The 15,075-nt window shown below is 69.6% G+C and carries 14 protein-coding genes; 7 read left to right on the top strand and 7 right to left on the bottom strand.

The annotated features are described in order from the left end of the window. The 5 genes from ACNFOC_RS37605 to ACNFOC_RS37585 all read right to left on the bottom strand — a co-directional run. Positions 1-971: Gfo/Idh/MocA family protein (locus tag ACNFOC_RS37605; RefSeq protein WP_416963514.1), on the bottom strand; the 971-nt coding region annotated here is incomplete at its 3' end. 25 nt (positions 972-996) lie between these two features. Beyond that, a complete protein-coding gene (locus ACNFOC_RS37600) occupies positions 997-1,905 on the bottom strand; it encodes a sugar phosphate isomerase/epimerase family protein (protein ID WP_416963513.1) in 909 nt (302 codons plus the stop codon). 1 nt (position 1,906) lies between these two features. Next, positions 1,907-2,821 carry an ATP-binding cassette domain-containing protein gene (locus tag ACNFOC_RS37595; protein ID WP_416963512.1) on the bottom strand — a complete coding sequence of 305 codons (915 nt, stop codon included), beginning with the start codon at positions 2,819-2,821 and terminating at the stop codon, positions 1,907-1,909. Positions 2,822-2,826: 5 nt separating this feature from the next. Next, positions 2,827-3,903, bottom strand: coding sequence for an ABC transporter permease (locus ACNFOC_RS37590; RefSeq protein WP_416963511.1), 1,077 nt, complete (start codon positions 3,901-3,903; stop codon positions 2,827-2,829). Further along, a complete protein-coding gene (locus ACNFOC_RS37585; protein WP_416963510.1) occupies positions 3,903-4,922 on the bottom strand; it encodes a sugar ABC transporter substrate-binding protein in 1,020 nt (339 codons plus the stop codon). The genes ACNFOC_RS37590 and ACNFOC_RS37585 overlap by 1 nt, the downstream gene beginning before the upstream one ends. 287 nt (positions 4,923-5,209) lie before the next feature. On the opposite strand from ACNFOC_RS37585, the gene iolC reads away from it, so the two are divergent. Genes iolC through ACNFOC_RS37555 form a run of 6 tightly spaced genes read left to right on the top strand, consistent with a single transcriptional unit; the run spans position 5,210 to position 12,229 of the window. Next, positions 5,210-6,178 (top strand): 5-dehydro-2-deoxygluconokinase, encoded by a 969-nt coding sequence (iolC, locus tag ACNFOC_RS37580; protein ID WP_416963509.1) that lies wholly within the window; start codon positions 5,210-5,212, stop codon positions 6,176-6,178. Between the two features lie 39 nt (positions 6,179-6,217). Beyond that, the gene (locus tag ACNFOC_RS37575) at positions 6,218-7,096 is read left to right on the top strand and encodes a Cgl0159 family (beta/alpha)8-fold protein (protein ID WP_416963508.1); all 879 of its coding nucleotides are present in this window, start codon (positions 6,218-6,220) and stop codon (positions 7,094-7,096) included. A 14-nt stretch (positions 7,097-7,110) separates the two neighbouring features. Next, positions 7,111-8,007 (top strand): 5-deoxy-glucuronate isomerase, encoded by an 897-nt coding sequence (gene iolB, locus ACNFOC_RS37570; protein ID WP_416963507.1) that lies wholly within the window; start codon positions 7,111-7,113, stop codon positions 8,005-8,007. Next, on the top strand, positions 8,007-9,887 hold the full coding sequence (gene iolD / locus ACNFOC_RS37565; protein WP_416963506.1) for a 3D-(3,5/4)-trihydroxycyclohexane-1,2-dione acylhydrolase (decyclizing): 1,881 nt from the start codon (positions 8,007-8,009) through the stop codon (positions 9,885-9,887). Before iolB ends, iolD begins: the two co-directional genes overlap by 1 nt. A gap of 29 nt (positions 9,888-9,916) precedes the next feature. Next, complete coding sequence (locus tag ACNFOC_RS37560) at positions 9,917-11,410, top strand: CoA-acylating methylmalonate-semialdehyde dehydrogenase (protein ID WP_416963505.1); 1,494 nt, start codon at positions 9,917-9,919, stop codon at positions 11,408-11,410. A gap of 33 nt (positions 11,411-11,443) precedes the next feature. Continuing rightward, positions 11,444-12,229, top strand: a complete 786-nt coding sequence (locus tag ACNFOC_RS37555) for a GntR family transcriptional regulator (protein WP_416963504.1) — start codon at positions 11,444-11,446, stop codon at positions 12,227-12,229. Between the two features lies 1 nt (position 12,230). On the opposite strand, the gene ACNFOC_RS37550 is transcribed toward ACNFOC_RS37555, so the two are convergent. Both ACNFOC_RS37550 and ACNFOC_RS37545 read right to left on the bottom strand, forming a co-directional pair. Further along, positions 12,231-13,217, bottom strand: a complete 987-nt coding sequence (locus ACNFOC_RS37550; protein ID WP_416963503.1) for an aldo/keto reductase — start codon at positions 13,215-13,217, stop codon at positions 12,231-12,233. Positions 13,218-13,304: 87 nt separating this feature from the next. Beyond that, positions 13,305-13,967 (bottom strand): NUDIX domain-containing protein, encoded by a 663-nt coding sequence (locus ACNFOC_RS37545; RefSeq protein ID WP_416963502.1) that lies wholly within the window; start codon positions 13,965-13,967, stop codon positions 13,305-13,307. 164 nt (positions 13,968-14,131) lie between these two features. On the opposite strand from ACNFOC_RS37545, the gene ACNFOC_RS37540 reads away from it, so the two are divergent. Continuing rightward, the coding region (locus ACNFOC_RS37540; protein WP_416963501.1) for a DUF5954 family protein at positions 14,132-15,075 on the top strand (944 nt) is incomplete at its 3' end.

Raw genomic sequence — 15,075 nt, 5'->3', positions numbered from 1 at the left:
CCCTCCTCCAACGCCCGCACCCCCGCCTCGCACACGGCCGCCGCCGCGTACCCGTCCCACACGCTCGGGCCGGTCACCTCGCCGCGGCGGGTGGCGTCGACCCAGGTCTGGATCTCGCGGTCGTAGGCGTCGGCGAAGCGTTCGACGTAGTCCTGGGCGATGGTGCCGCCCCAGCGGCCGGCCATGTTGGTGACCATTGCGTGGCTGTCGCCGATGCGGGCGGTGCCGCGTTCGCAGACGATCTCGGCCTGGACCTGGTAGCCGAAGCCGCAGTTGACGAACATCTCGACGTCGACGATCGCGCCGCCGTCGGTCTCGAAGACGACGAACTGCGGGTCCTGGAGGTCGTCCGGGGCGCTCGCCGTGGGGCGCGGGCGCAGCACCGTCACCGCCGTGATCTCGTGGCCCAGCAGCCAGCGCGTCGCGTCCGTCTCGTGGGCCACGGAGTCGCTGATGAGCATGGAACTGGTGAAGAAGGGCGGGCTGGCGGCGTTGCGGTGCCGGTTGTGAAGCATGAGCGGTCTGCCCAACTGGCCTGTTCCCAGGAGGGACTTGAGCTTCATGTACTCGGCGTCGTAGCGCCGCATGAAGCCGACCTGCACCCGGCGGTGACCAAGGCGCAGCTCCGCCTCCATCACCCGTAGCGCCGAGGCCGCGTCCGGTGTGAGCGGCTTCTCGCACAGGACGGGTAGATCGTGTTCGAAGGCCGTCAGCAGGGCCGCCTCGTGGGCGGGGCCCGGTGAGGCGATCAGGACCGCGTCGACGTCGGCCGCCGCCATCGCCGCGGTCGGGTCGGTGTACGCCGTGCAGCCGTCGATACCGGAGGCGATCCGTTTGGCGCGCTCGGCGTCGACGTCCACGACGGCACTCACCCGGGCTCCATTGACCACGTCCTGGAGCCTGCGGACGTGGTCGGCCCCCATTTTTCCGGTTCCGACAACTGCCACTCCGAGCGGGTCGCGCGAGTTCATGACCATCGGCCGTCCTTTCGGGTCGTCAGGCACCGCAGGAACGGAGGAACTTGCGGGTGCGCTCGGCGATGGGCAGCGGCTTGTCCGGCTCGCACGGGTACATGTCCTGCTCGACGATCGCGAACAGCTCCACACCAAGGCGCTGCGCCGCGATCAGCACCGGCTCCAACTCCGGTACGCCGGACGGCGGTTCGCACATCACACCGCGCGCCACGGCCGGCCCGAACGGCACCTCGTTCTTGACGACGTCGGCGAGGATCTCCGGGTCGACCTGCTTGAGGTGCAGATAGCCGATGCGTTCGCCGTACGTCTCGATCAGCTTGACGCTGTCGCCGCCGCAGTAGGCGTAATGCCCGGTGTCCAGACAGAGGTTGACCAGTTCGGAGTCGGTCGAGTCGAGGAAGTGCTCGACGTGGTCCTCGGTGTCGAGGTGGGTGTCGGCGTGCGGGTGGACGACGAGGTCGAGTCCGTACGCCTCCTTGACCTCGTGCCCGAGCCGCTCCATGCCCTTGGTGAGGTGGGCCCACTGCTCGCCGGTCAGCTCCGGCGGCTCCAGGATCTCGGCGGTCTTGTCGTCCCGCCAGAAGGAGGGGATGACGACCAGGTGCCGCGCGCCCATCGCCTGGGTGAGCGCGGCGACCTGGCTGACGTGCTCCCACGTGGCGTCCCAGACCGAGGGGCCCCGGTGCAGGCCGGTGAAGACCGTGCCCGCGGAGACCTTCAGGTCGCGCCGGGCGATCTCGTCCGTGAGCCGGGCCGGGTCGGTCGGCAGATAGCCGTACGGGCCCAGTTCGATCCAGGGATAGCCGGCCTGCGCGACCTCGTCCAGGAACCGTTCCCACGGCACCTGTTGGGGGTCGTCCGGGAACCACACGCCCCACGAGTCGGGTGCGGAGCCGACCCGGATGCGGTCCAGGAAGGGACGGTCCGACATGTCAGGCGGTCCCTTCGGGAGACGCGCTCACCGGCGCCTTCAGGGCCTTCTCGTCCGGGAGTTCGTCGACGTCGAGGCCGCGGACCTGGGACAACTCGTGCTTCAGCGCGGCGAGTTCGGTGCCGCCCGCCATGTGGTTGGTGAGCTCTTCGAGGGTGATCTCGCTGCGCTCCGCAGAGAGTTCCATCGTGCCCAGGCGCAGCACGCTGAAGTGGTCGCCGACCATGTAGGCGTGGTGCGGGTTGTGGGTGATGAAGATGACCCCGAGACCGCGTTCCCGCGCCGCGGCCACGTACTTCAGCACCACACCGGACTGCTTGACACCCAGCGCCGCGGTCGGCTCGTCCAGGATCAGGACGCGGGCGCCGAAGTAGACGGCGCGGGCGATCGCCACACACTGGCGCTGGCCGCCCGAGAGGGTGCCGATGGGCTGGTCCAGGTTGTCCAGGACGATGCCCATGTTGCGCAGTTCCGTATCCGCGGTCTTCTTCATCTTCTCGATGTCGAGACGACGCAACGGCCAGGGACCCTTCGTCATCTCCGAGCCGAGGAAGAAGTTGCGCCACACCGGCATCAACGGCACGACGGCCAGGTCCTGGTAGACCGTCGCGATACCACGGTCCAGCGCCTGACGCGGGGTGGTGAAATGCACCGGCCCGCCATCCACGAGGAACTCGCCCTCCGTGTGCTGGTGCAGCCCGGAGATGATCTTGATCAGGGTCGACTTGCCCGCGCCGTTGTCACCCAGCACACAGGTGACCTGACCCGGGCGGACCGCAAGGTCCACACCGTGCAGGGCACGGACATTGCCGTACGCCTTGCCCGCGTTGCGCAGTTGGACGATCGGCGCGTCCGCGCCGGCCGGCGCGCTGTCTTCGAGGACGGCGCCGTGGGTGCCGGATTCGTTGCTTGCCATGAAGGTCACCTCCGGGTCGCGGTGCGCTGGACCCACAGATTGATGAGGACGGCGCCCAGCAGCATCACGCCGAGGAACGCCTTGAACCAGTCGGGGTTCCAGCCGGCGTAGACGATGCCCTGCTGCACCATGCCGAACATGAACGCCCCGAAGACCGGACCGATCGCCGAACCGGCACCACCGGTCAGCAGACAACCACCGATCACCGCCGCGGAGATGTAGATCAGCTCCTGCCCGACACCCTCACCGGACTGCACGGTGTTGAAGGTGAACAACTGGTGCATGCCGATGAACCAGGCACCGAAACCGACCAGCATGAACAGCGAGATCTTCGTGAACGCCACCGGCACACCGACCGCCCGCGCGGAGTCCTTGTTGCCGCCGACCGCGAAGATCCAGTTGCCGTACTTCGTGCGCAGCAGCACCCACGTCGCGACCGCCGCGAACACCAGCCAGTAGAAGATCGTGATCTTCACATCGACGCCGCCGATGTCGAAGGACGTCGCGAAGACCTTCCTGGCCTGGTCGAAACCGTCCATGTTGCTGATGTCGTCGGTCGCCACATTCCCGGTGACCAGCTTGGTGACGGCGAGGTTGACGCCCTGCAGGATCAGGAAGGTGCCCAGCGTGACCAGGAAGCTGGGCAGGCCGGTCTTGACGACCATCCACCCGTTGAGGAACCCGACCCCCAACGACACCAGCAGCGCCACGATCACCCCGACCCACACGTTCATGGTCAGCTGATAACTGAGCATGCTCGCCGTCAGCGCAGAAGTGATCACCGCGACACCGGCGGAGAGGTCGAACTCCCCACCGATCATCAACAGGGCCACCGGCAGCGCCATGATGCCGATCGTGGACGAGCTGTAGAGGATGTTCGCCATCGAGGCGCCGTCCCGCACCGGCGGAGCAGCGATCAGGAAGAACACATACACCGCGGCCGCACCGAGGAAGACACCCACCTCAGGGCGCGCCAACAACCGTAGCGCCAGGGGCCGTTCGACGGTCCGGCCGTCGGATTCCTTGGGGCCGGGGGCCGGCGGTGAGGTCACCGCCGGCTCGGCGTGCTGGGTCATACTCATCACCGGGTTCCGTTGGCGGCGTACTTGGCGACGGCTGCGACGTTGGTCTTGTCGACGAAGGCCGGGCCGGTCAGTACGGGCTGCTCACCGCCGCCGCTGTAGTTGCCGTTGTTCTTGTAGAGCCACAGCGAGTCGACCGCCAAGTAGCCCTGGAGGTACGGCTGCTGGTCGACCGCGAACTGAACGGTGCCCGCCTTGATGGCGCCCGTCAGGGTGCTGTTCAGGTCGAAGGTCGCGATCTTCGCCTTGCTGCCCGCGTCGGTCAGCGACTGCACGGCCGTCATGGCGAACGGGGCGCCCAGGGTGACGACGTAGTCGATCGCCTTGTCCTGCGTGAGCTTGGCCGTGATCGTCGACTTCACCGACGGCATGTCCGTGCCGTTGACGTTGAGGACCTCGGTGGTGCCGGTGAACGTCTTCTTCACACCGGCGCAGCGCTGGGTCAGACCGATGTTGCCCTGCTCCTGGATGACACAGACGGCCTTCTTGGCGCCTTCCGAGTTCAGCCGCTTGCCGAGCGCCTCGCCGGCCACCGTCTCGTCCTGGCCGAAGAACTCCAGCAGTCCGAGCTTCTTCCAGTCGCTGACACCGGAGTTGAGGCCCACGACGGGTATGTTCGCGGACTTCGCCTTGGCGATGACGCCCTTCAGGGCGTCGGGCTTGGCGAGGGTGACCGCGATGCCGTCGACCTTCTGGTCGATCGCGTTCTGCACCAGGTTCGACTGGTTGCCCGCGTTCGGGTCGGCCGAGTAGACGAGCTTGATGTTGTCCTTGGCGGCGGCGGCCTGGGCGCCCTTGCGGACGATGTCCCAGAACGTGTCGCCGGGCGCCTGGTGCGTGACCAGGGCGACCGTCATGCGAGGGGTGCTCGCCTTGCCCGCGGAGGCGCCGGAGGAGTCCTCGGTGGACTTCTTGCCACCGGAGCTGCTGGAACAGCCTGCGAGGGTCAGGGCCGCTGCCGCGGCCACCGCCACGATGGGGGCCATTCTGCGCGAGCGGGAGTAAGTGGAACGGTCCATCTTTCCTGCACCTCACTGTGCTTCAGGGGAAAGGGAGTCATGATCGCAGAAATCCGGGCTCGGGGCCTGTCGACCCCGGGTCGTTCGCCGCGAAACACGGCTGTTGCGCTGGGACGGAATCAAATCCCCGGTCGCGTCCGCTGTCAATACTTTGTTAAGACATCATTTCACGAGCAGGTCCGAATGTAAGTACAAACTATTGACAGGGAGCCCCTCCGAGACCTACACCTGGGATGCGGCAGGCCTCTGGACCCGCCCACCCCCAGCAGCTCAGAGGAGTGTCGCGCATGGCCGAGTCAGCCCAGTCCTTCGATCTGATCACCATGGGCCGCATCGGGGTCGATCTGTACCCGTTGCAGTCTGGCGTACCACTGGCCCGTGTGGAGACGTTCGGAAAGTTCCTCGGAGGTTCGGCGAGCAACGTGGCGGTCGCCGCCGCCCGGCTCGGCCGCAGCACCGCGGTGATCACCCGCACCGGCGACGACCCCTTCGGGACGTACCTGCACGAGGCCCTCAAGGACTTCGGGGTCGACGACCGCTGGGTCACGCCCGTCGCGGACCACCCGACCCCCGTCACGTTCTGCGAGATCTTCCCGCCGGACGACTTCCCGCTGTACTTCTACCGGCAGCCCAAGGCCCCGGACCTGGAGATCCGCACCGAGGAGCTGGACTACTTCGCGATCCGCCAGGCCCGCGTCTTCTGGATCACCGGCACCGGCCTGAGCGAGGAGCCGAGCCGCTCCGCCACGCTCGCCGCCCTCAAGGCGCGCGACAAGGCGGGCACCACGGTCTTCGACCTCGACTGGCGCCCCATGTTCTGGAAGAACCCGGAGGAGGCCCGCCCGTACTACGCGGAGGCCCTGCGGCACACGACGGTCGCGGTCGGCAACCTCGACGAGTGCGAGGTCGCCACCGGCGTCCGCGAGCCGCGCGCCTGCGCCCAGGCGCTGCTCGACGCGGGCGTGGAGCTGGCCGTGGTCAAGCAGGGCCCCAAGGGCGTCCTGGCCGTGCACCGCGACGGCACGACCGCCGAGGTGCCGCCGGTCCCGGTCGAGGTGCTCAACGGCCTCGGCGCGGGCGACGCCTTCGGCGGCTCGCTGTGCCACGGCCTGCTGTCCGGCTGGGACCTGGAACGGTCCATGCGGTTCGCCAACGCGGCCGGCGCCCTCGTCGCCTCCCGTCTCGCCTGCTCCACCGCGATGCCCACCGAGTCCGAGGTCGAGGACCTCCTCGCCGGCGCGCGCGTGGGCGGCTGACCACATGGCCGCCCGAGCCTTCCCTGAACGGAGCTTCTCTTGAGCATCAGCATCCCCGACCTGGTCACGGTCAGAGCCCGGCAGCCGGAGGCGATCGCCGAGGCGGCCGCCCGCCGGGTGCGCCGCCCGCTGCTCGGTGACAGCGGCCGCCTGATGATCGTGGCCGCCGACCACCCCGCGCGCGGCGCCCTGGGCGTCGGCGACCGCCGCACGGCCATGGCGAACCGCGCCGACCTGCTGGAGCGCCTGTGCCTCGCGCTCTCGCGCCCCGGAGTCGACGGGGTGCTCGCCACCGCCGACATACTTGAGGACCTGCTCCTGCTCGGGGTCCTCGACGGCAAGGTCGTGATGGGCTCGATGAACCGCGGCGGCCTGTCCGGCGCCGCCTTCGAGATGGACGACCGGTTCACCGGCCACCGCGCCCAGGACATCGCCCGCCTCCGCTTCGACGCGGGCAAACTGCTCGTCCGCATCGACTACGACGACCCGGGCTCCCTCACCACGCTGGAGTCGACGGCACGCGCCATCGACGACATGGCGGCACACCAACTCCCGCTGTTCGTAGAGCCGTTCATCTCACGGCGGGTCGACGGCAAGGTCCGCAACGACCTGTCCGCCGAAGCCGTGACGCGCTCGATCGCGATCTCCTCGGGCCTGGGCGGCACCTCCGCCTACACCTGGCTGAAACTGCCCGTCACCGACGACCCGGACGACATGGCCGAGGTCATGGAGACGTCGACGCTGCCGGCGGTCCTGCTCGGCGGCGAGGTCGGGGACGACCAGGACGGCGCGTACGAGAAGTGGCGCAAGGCCCTGCGCCTGCCCACCGTCCAGGGCCTGGTCGTCGGCCGCTCCCTGCTGTACCCCGCCGTGGGCAGCGTGGAGACGGCGGTGGACACGGCTGTAGGTCTGTTGTGAACCGGAGGCACACCATGACGAGCGCGTACCACCTTCCCGCAGGCAAGGCCCTCGGCGGCCCCTACGTCGTGGACGTCACCCCCGAGTCGGCGGCCTGGGGCTACTCCAGCCTGCGGGTCCTGGAGCTGCCGCCGGGCGGCACCCACAGCTTCGACACCGACGACAGCGAGTGGATCGTCGTCCCGCTCACCGGCGGCTGCACGGTCTCCGCGGCCGACGACTTCGGCCACGACACCTTCGAACTCCACGGCCGCGAGAGCGTGTTCACCGCCGTGAGCGACTTCGCGTACGTCCCACGGGATTCCCGTACGACGATCTCGTCGCCCGGCGGCGGCCGCTTCGCGCTGACCGGCGCCCGCTGCACCCGCAGGCTGCCCGCCCGCTACGGCCCGGCCTCGTCGGTGCCGGTGGAGCTGCGCGGCACCGGCAACAGCTCGCGGCAGGTCAACAACTTCGGCGCGGCCGGTGTCTTCGAGTGCGACAAGCTCATCGCGGTCGAGGTGATCACGCCCGGCGGGAACTGGTCCTCCTTCCCGCCGCACAAGCACGACGAGCACCGGCCCGGCGAGGAGTCCGTCCTCGAAGAGGTCTACTACTTCGAGTTCGCCGACCACGAGGGCACCCCCGGGCTCGGCTACCAGCGCGTCTCCCCGTCCGGGCAGGGCCGTAACACGGACGTCCTGGCCGAAGTCCGGGGCGGGGACGTCGTGTTGATCCCGGACGGCTGGCACGGGCCCTCGATGGCGGTGCCCGGTCACCACATGTACTACCTCAACGTCATGGCGGGTCCCGAGGACGACCGCTCCTGGCTGATCTGCGACCACCCCGATCACGCCTGGGTCCGCGGCACCTGGCCCGAGCAGCCCGTCGACCCCCGCCTCCCCCTCTACACGGCACCGGAGAAGTCCTGATGACCACCCCCACCCGCCGCCTGACCGTCGCCCAGGCCCTGGTGCAGTTCCTGTCGGTCCAGTACACCGAGCGCGACGGCGTTCGGCACCGGCTGATCGCCGGCACCTGGGGCATCTTCGGCCATGGCAACGTCGCCGGACTCGGCCAGGCGCTGCTCGAAGCCGGCGAGGACACGATGCCGTTCCACCAGGGCCGCAACGAACAGGCCATGGTGCACGCGGCGGTCGGCTACGCCCGCCAGCTGGACCGGCTCTCCGCGCAGGCGGTCACGACGTCGATCGGACCGGGCGCCACCAACCTGGTCACGGGCGCCGCGCTGGCCACGATCAACCGGCTCCCCGTCCTGCTCCTGCCCGGCGACTACTTCGCGACCCGCGCCGCCGACCCGCTGCTCCAGCAGCTGGAGCACCCGGTCGAGGCCGACCTCTCGGTCAACGACACGCTGCGCCCGGTCTCCCGCTACTTCGACCGCGTCATGCGCCCCGAGGCCCTGATCCCGGCCGCGCTGAACGCGATGCGCGTCCTGGCCGACCCGGTCGAGACGGGAGCGGTAACTCTCGCTCTCCCGCAGGACGTTCAGGCCGAGGCGTACGACTGGCCGGAGGAGTTCTTCGCCGACCGCGTGTGGCACGTACGGCGTCCGGCGGCCGATCCCTTCGAGCTGGCGGAGGCCGTCGAGGCCATCCGTTCCGCCGAGCGCCCGGTGATCGTCGCGGGCGGCGGCATCCACCACAGCCGCGCCGAGGAGGCGCTGAAGGCGCTGGTGGACGCCACCGGCATCCCGGTCGCCTCCACGCAGGCGGGCAAGGGCTCGCTCCGGTACGACCACCCGGCCGACCTGGGCGGCATCGGCCACACCGGCACCGCGGTCAGCGACGACATCGCGCGCACGGCGGATCTGGTGATCGGCGTCGGCACCCGGTACACGGACTTCACGACGGCCTCCCACACGCTGTTCCAGAACCCAGCCGTGCGGTTCGTCAACCTCAACATCACCGCGTTCGACGCCCACAAGCTCGCCGCGCGCACCCTGGTGTGCGACGCGAGGGCGGGACTCACCGCGTTGACCGAGGCACTCGCCGGTCACCGTGTGAACTCGGTTTACGAGGCCGAGTACCGCGAGGGCAAGGAGCGCTGGGAGCGGGTTGTTGACACCGCGTTCACCGCCCCCGACGAGAACGCCGTACCGACCCAGACCCAACTCCTCGGCGCCCTCGACGCGGTCGTCGGCGACGACGACGTGGTGATCAACGCGGCCGGTTCGCTCCCCGGCGACCTGCACAAGCTGTGGCGGGCGCGCTCGCCGCGCCAATACCACCTCGAATACGGCTTCTCCTGCATGGGCTACGAGATCCCGGCCGGCATCGGCGTCCAGCAGGCGGCCCCCGACACCCCCGTGTGGTCGCTGGTCGGCGACGGCACGTACCTGATGATGCCGACCGAGATCGTCACGGCGGTCCAGGAGGGCCTCCCCGTCAACCTGGTCCTGATCCAGAACCACGGCTACGCCTCCATCGGCGGCCTCTCCGAGTCCGTCGGCGGCGAGCGCTTCGGCACGGCGTACCGCCACCGTTCGCCTACCGATGGTTCATTCACCGGCGCCCCACTCCCGGTCGACCTCGCCGCCAACGTGGCCAGCCTCGGCATGGACGTCCTGCGCGTCAAGACGGTGCGTGAACTGCGCGAGGCGCTCGCCACGGCCCGCGCCTCCGACCGGCCGACCTGCGTCTACGTCGAGACCGACACCGCCACCCCGACCGCTCCCCCGGCCGAGGCCTGGTGGGACGTACCGGTCGCCGAGACCGCCTCGCGCGCATCGGCCCTGCAGGCCCGCGAGGAGTACGACCGCCAGGTCGCCGACCGTCGCCGTCACCTCTGAACTCCCCTCCCCCGAAAGGCACGTGCACCATGAAGACGATCACCCACTGGATCGACGGCAAGCCCGTCGAGAGCACCTCGGGCCGTTTCGGCCCCGTGTACAACCCGGCGACCGGCGCGCAGGAGAAGCAGGTCGGCTTCGCGAGCGTCGACGAGGTGGACGCCGCCGTCTCCTCCGCGAAGGCCGCGTTCGAGAGCTGGGGCGTCGCCTCCCTCGCCAAGCGCACCACGATCCTGTTCAAGTACCGCGAGCTGCTGGACGCGCACCGCGACGAGATCGCCGAGCTGATCACCGCCGAGCACGGCAAGGTCCACTCGGACGCGCTCGGCGAGGTCGCGCGCGGCATGGAGATCGTCGAACTGGCCTGTGGCATCAGCGTGCAGCTGAAGGGCGAGCTGTCGACGCAGGTCTCGACGCGCGTCGACGTGGCCTCGATCCGCCAGCCCCTGGGCGTGGTCGCGGGCATCACACCGTTCAACTTCCCGGCCATGGTGCCGATGTGGATGTTCCCCCTCGCCATCGCGACCGGTAACACCTTCATCCTGAAGCCGAGCGAGAAGGACCCGTCGGCGTCCTACCGCCTGGCCGAACTCGCCTCCGAGGCGGGCCTGCCCCAGGGCGTCCTGAACGTCGTGCAGGGCGACAAGGTGGCCGTCGACCGCATCCTGGAGCACCCGGACATCGAGGCCGTCTCCTTCGTCGGCTCGACGCCGATCGCGAAGTACATCCAGCTCAAGGCAGTTGAGCACGGCAAGCGCGTGCAGGCGCTCGGCGGCGCCAAGAACCACATGCTGGTCCTCCCGGACGCGGACCTGGACTTCGCGGCGGACCAGGCGATCAACGCGGCCTACGGTTCGGCCGGCGAGCGCTGCATGGCCGTCTCCGTCGTGGTCGCCGTCGGCGACACCGGCGACGAGCTGGTCACCAAGATCGCCGAGCGCGCCGGCAACCTGCGCATCGGCCCCGGCAACGACCCGGCGTCCGAGATGGGCCCGCTCATCACCCGCGAGCACCGCGACAAGGTCGCCTCGTACGTCGCGTCGGCCGCCGCGCAGGGCGCCGAGGTCGTCGTCGACGGCACCGGCTTCTCGGTCGAGGGCCACGAGGACGGCTTCTTCCTCGGCGTCTCCCTCCTCGACAAGGTGCCGCTGACGGCGGACGCGTACAAGGACGAGATCTTCGGCCCGGTCCTGGTCGTCGTCCGCGCCGAGTCCTACGACGAGGCCATCACCCTGATCAACAGCTCCCGTTGGGGCAACGGCACCGCGATCTTCACCCGTGACGGCGGTGCGGCCCGCCGCTTCCAGATGGAGGTCAAGGCAGGCATGGTCGGCGTGAACGTGCCGATCCCGGTGCCCGTCGGCTACCACTCCTTCGGCGGCTGGAAGGACTCCCTCTTCGGGGACCTCCACGTCTACGGCAACGACGGCGTCGCCTTCTACACGCAGGGCAAGGTGATCACCACCCGCTGGCCGGACCCGGCCGACGGTGGCATCAACCTCGGTTTCCCCAGCAACTCCTGACCATCCGTCACGATCCGTGAGGAGGTGCCCTCAGTGGCGAAGACCGGTGGCTACCCCCGCGCCGTGAACGGGTCCCCGCTCGATGCCCTGCATTTCGCCCTGGACCGCAACAGTCCGGTGCCGCTGTACTACCAGCTCGCCCAGCAGCTGGAGGCGGCGATCGAGCACGGGACCCTCGCCCCGGGCAACCTCCTGGGCAACGAGATCGACCTGTCCGTACGCCTCGGCCTGTCCCGCCCCACCGTCCGCCAGGCCATCCAGTCCCTTGTCGACAAGGGACTGTTGGTCCGGCGGCGTGGGGTGGGCACCCAGGTCGTGCACAGCCAGGTCAAGAGACCGCTGGAACTCAGCAGCCTCTACGACGACCTGGAGTCGGCCGGACAGGGACCGACCACGGAGGTGCTGCGCAACGAGGGCGTGCCCGCGACCGCGGATGTCGCGGCCGCCCTCGGTGTCCCGGAGGGCAGCGAGGTCACCCTCCTGGAACGGCTGCGCTCCACCCACGGGCAGCCGGTGGCGTTCCTCTGCAACTACCTCCCGGCGAACCTGCTCCAACTCGACACCGCCCGGCTGGAGTCGACGGGCCTGTACCGGATGCTGCGCGCCGCCGGCATCACCCTGCACAGCGCCCGCCAGACGATAGGCGCCCGCTCGGCCACCCCGGCGGAGTCCACCCGCCTCGACGAGAAGGAGGGCGCCGCCCTGCTCACCATGCAGCGCACGGCGTACGACGACACGGGGCGGGCGGTCGAGTACGGGACGCACATCTACCGGGCGTCCCGGTACGCGTTCGACTTCCAGTTGCTGGTCAGGCCCTGAACTACACGGCGGAGTCGAGGAGTTCGCGCTGCTGAGCCGTCAACTCCAGGTCCACGGCAGCGAGGTTCTCCTCCAGCTGGGCCACCGACGACGCCCCCGCGAGCGGCACGACCGGCAGCGGACCGCCCAACTGCCATGCCAGCACGACCTGGTTGACACTCGCCCCGGTCTCCCTCGCCACTTCCCGCAGCGTGGCGAGGCGGGCCGGGGTGCCCGGGTGGTCGTAGTCGGCGGACAGGGGTTTGTCCTCGCGGGTGTAGGCGCCGGCCAGCAGCGGTGAGTAGGCGACCAGGGTGAGGGCGGGCTCGGCGCGCAGATAGCCGAGCAGGTCCGGGCCGGCGCTGCCGAGACTGCCGTCGGGGAAGAGTCCGGAGGGCAGGTCCGTCCGGGGGCGCAGATAGCTGTGCTGGTACTGGAGGACCTCGTAGCCGGGCAGGCCGGCCGCGGCGGCGAGCGCGCGGGCCCGTTCCACGCGCCAGGCGGCGTGGTTGCTGACGCCCAGGAGACCGACCGTGCCCTCGGCCACCAACTCGGCGAAGCCTTCGACGGTTTCCTGTACCGGCACCCCGTGGTCCTCGATGTGCGCGTACAGCAGATCCAGCTTGTCCACGCCGAGGCGTTCGCGGCTGCGCTCGGCCGACTCGCGGATGACCTTCGCGGAGAGGCCCTCCGGGTTGTCGACGAAGCCCGTGCCGGGTGCCAGGGGGCGGGCGCCGAGCTTGGTGGCGATCACGATCTCGTCGCCGATGCCGCGGCTGCGCCGCCACCGTCCGAGCAGCTTCTCGCTCTGGCCGCCCTGGCTGCCGTCGTGCCAGAAGGCGTAGTTGTCGGACGTGTCGATGAAGTTCCCGCCGGCCTCGACATAGCGGTCGAGTACGGCGAAGGAGGTCTCCTCGTCGGTGCGGGAGCCGAACAGCATCGCGCCGAGCGCGAGCACGCTCACCTCACGCCGGTGGGCCGGATCGGTGCCTATGGTGCGGTACTTCATGGTGACCCCTCCCGTTCGCACCCGGTCCTCCGGGCGCGAACGGGAGTCTTCCTCTTGAAGCGCACTTCAAGTCAAGGCCCTGGACGGCTACTTGGCGAACGGCCCGTCCAGCGCGGCCCATTGGAGCAGCATGATCGTCTTGGCGTCGGCGATCTCCCCGGTGCGGATCATCTCCAGGGCTCTGCGGAAGGGCAGTTCGAGGATCTCGATGTCCTCGCCCTCCTCCTGGAGGCCACCGCCCTCGTGGGTGCGGGTCGAGGGGCCGTAGGAGGCGGCGTAGAAACCGATGCGTTCGGTGACCGAGCCGGGGCTCATGTAGACGTCGAAAACGTGCTCCACCTCGCCGACGGTGTGCCCGGTCTCCTCCACCACCTCGCGCCGTACGGCCTCCTCCGGGTGCTCGTCCTCGTCGTCGAGGAGTCCGCCCGGTGTCTCGACGAGCATGCCGTCGGGGTGGCCGTTGACATACACGGGGAAGCGGAACTGGCGGGTGAGCAGGACCATTTCGCGCTCGGCGTCGTAGAGGAGCAGGGTCGCGCCGTTGCCGCGGTCGTGGGTCTCGCGCTCCTGGGTGGTCCAGGTGCCGTCGCCGTGCTGGAAGTCGAAGGTGGTGGTCCGCTCGACGTACCAGTGGCTGGACAGCAGTGTCACGTCGCGGACCTTGACGCGCGGGTTGCCGGTCAGGTCGAGGCCGGTGCGGTGCAGGCCGGTGCGGCCCCGGCTGTCGGGAGTGTCGGCGCCCGCGGTCATCGGACACCGGCCGGACGGGAGGGGACGATCGAGTTGTTCATGTCCGACGTCTATCACTCCGGAGCGCGGGATACTTGGCCAGAACCTGTGCCCCGCGAGCCAACTGGTGTGCCGGTTGCGTTGATTCGTCGCGTACCGTCCCCCGCTCCGGGCATGCTGGAAGCATGTCTGAGCACGGTGATCAGGTTCCCGGATACCGGATGATCAGGATGGAAGCCCAGCCGGACGCCCCGGCGGCTGCCCTCGCGGACGTGGAGGCGTGGCAGGCCCGCAAGGCCTATCCGAACGTCCTCGGCGGTGGTGGCCCGGTGTTCGGAGTGGCCGAGGAGCTGGAGACCGGCGGCTGGCAGATCATCTCCCTCTTCTCCAGCGCCTACCCACAGGGCTCCCGCGACACCATGGCCATGATGTTCCGCGGATGGGCACGGGAAGCCGAGGACGCGGGCGACACGGAGACACAGCGGGAGTGGTTGCGGAACGCCGAGCGGCTGGACTGGGAGGCCCTGGACGAACTCACGGTGCTCGGCCGCCGGTTCCGGATCGTGCGGGGCGACCAGTTCATCCGGATGGGGCCGACGGGACCGGAGCCGCCCCGGCCGTCCGACCCCGACCCGGCGAAGGTCGGCCACGGTCACGAATACCGCGGCCGTACCAAGGGATTCGTGATCGACCCCTTCACCCCGACCGGGATGTCCGAGGGCATCCTGCGCATGGAGCTCCTGTCGCTGGTCCACGCCAAGGGCACCGCTCCCTCCGCCGTACGGAAGGACTCGTTGCGCGCCCTGGAGACGCATCCCGGGGGTGTGCTGCTGCCCGCCGAGTTCACCGCGGCCGAGTTCACGGACGGCCACTGGGCGCCGACGCAGATGACGAAGGCGAGCCCGCAGGGATCGCGGGACACGCTCACCACCTATCTGCGGGTGATGGCACCGGTCATGGAGCAGCTCGACGAGGAGACCAAGGCGGAGTACGGCCGGCTGGCCGACCGGATCGACGCCGAACGCTGCGACGAGATCGTGATCGACGGCTGCCGGACGCGCATCGTCCGCGTGGAACGCCTCGTGCGGGTCGGCCCCGACGGCCCCGAGGGCCCGCGCCCCTCCGACCC

The sequence above is a fragment of the Streptomyces colwelliae genome (assembly GCF_048158785.1).
Taxonomy (GTDB): Bacteria; Actinomycetota; Actinomycetes; order Streptomycetales; family Streptomycetaceae; genus Streptomyces.
The sequence above is the reverse complement of the archived record's forward strand: the minus strand, read 5'-3'. Positions and strand labels throughout refer to the sequence as shown.

What these genes read in the sequence shown, in the direction of transcription:
- ACNFOC_RS37600 (WP_416963513.1), bottom strand. Translation starts at nt 1,905, where the DNA reads ATGTCGGACCGTCCCTTCCTGGACCGCATCCGGGTCGGCTCCGCACCC.
- ACNFOC_RS37545 (WP_416963502.1), bottom strand. Translation starts at nt 13,967, where the DNA reads ATGACCGCGGGCGCCGACACTCCCGACAGCCGGGGCCGCACCGGCCTG.
- ACNFOC_RS37585 (WP_416963510.1), bottom strand. Translation starts at nt 4,922, where the DNA reads ATGGACCGTTCCACTTACTCCCGCTCGCGCAGAATGGCCCCCATCGTG.
- ACNFOC_RS37590 (WP_416963511.1), bottom strand. Translation starts at nt 3,903, where the DNA reads ATGAGTATGACCCAGCACGCCGAGCCGGCGGTGACCTCACCGCCGGCC.
- ACNFOC_RS37560 (WP_416963505.1), top strand. Translation starts at nt 9,917, where the DNA reads ATGAAGACGATCACCCACTGGATCGACGGCAAGCCCGTCGAGAGCACC.
- ACNFOC_RS37550 (WP_416963503.1), bottom strand. Translation starts at nt 13,217, where the DNA reads ATGAAGTACCGCACCATAGGCACCGATCCGGCCCACCGGCGTGAGGTG.
- iolC (WP_416963509.1), top strand. Translation starts at nt 5,210, where the DNA reads ATGGCCGAGTCAGCCCAGTCCTTCGATCTGATCACCATGGGCCGCATC.
- iolB (WP_416963507.1), top strand. Translation starts at nt 7,111, where the DNA reads ATGACGAGCGCGTACCACCTTCCCGCAGGCAAGGCCCTCGGCGGCCCC.
- iolD (WP_416963506.1), top strand. Translation starts at nt 8,007, where the DNA reads ATGACCACCCCCACCCGCCGCCTGACCGTCGCCCAGGCCCTGGTGCAG.
- ACNFOC_RS37595 (WP_416963512.1), bottom strand. Translation starts at nt 2,821, where the DNA reads ATGGCAAGCAACGAATCCGGCACCCACGGCGCCGTCCTCGAAGACAGC.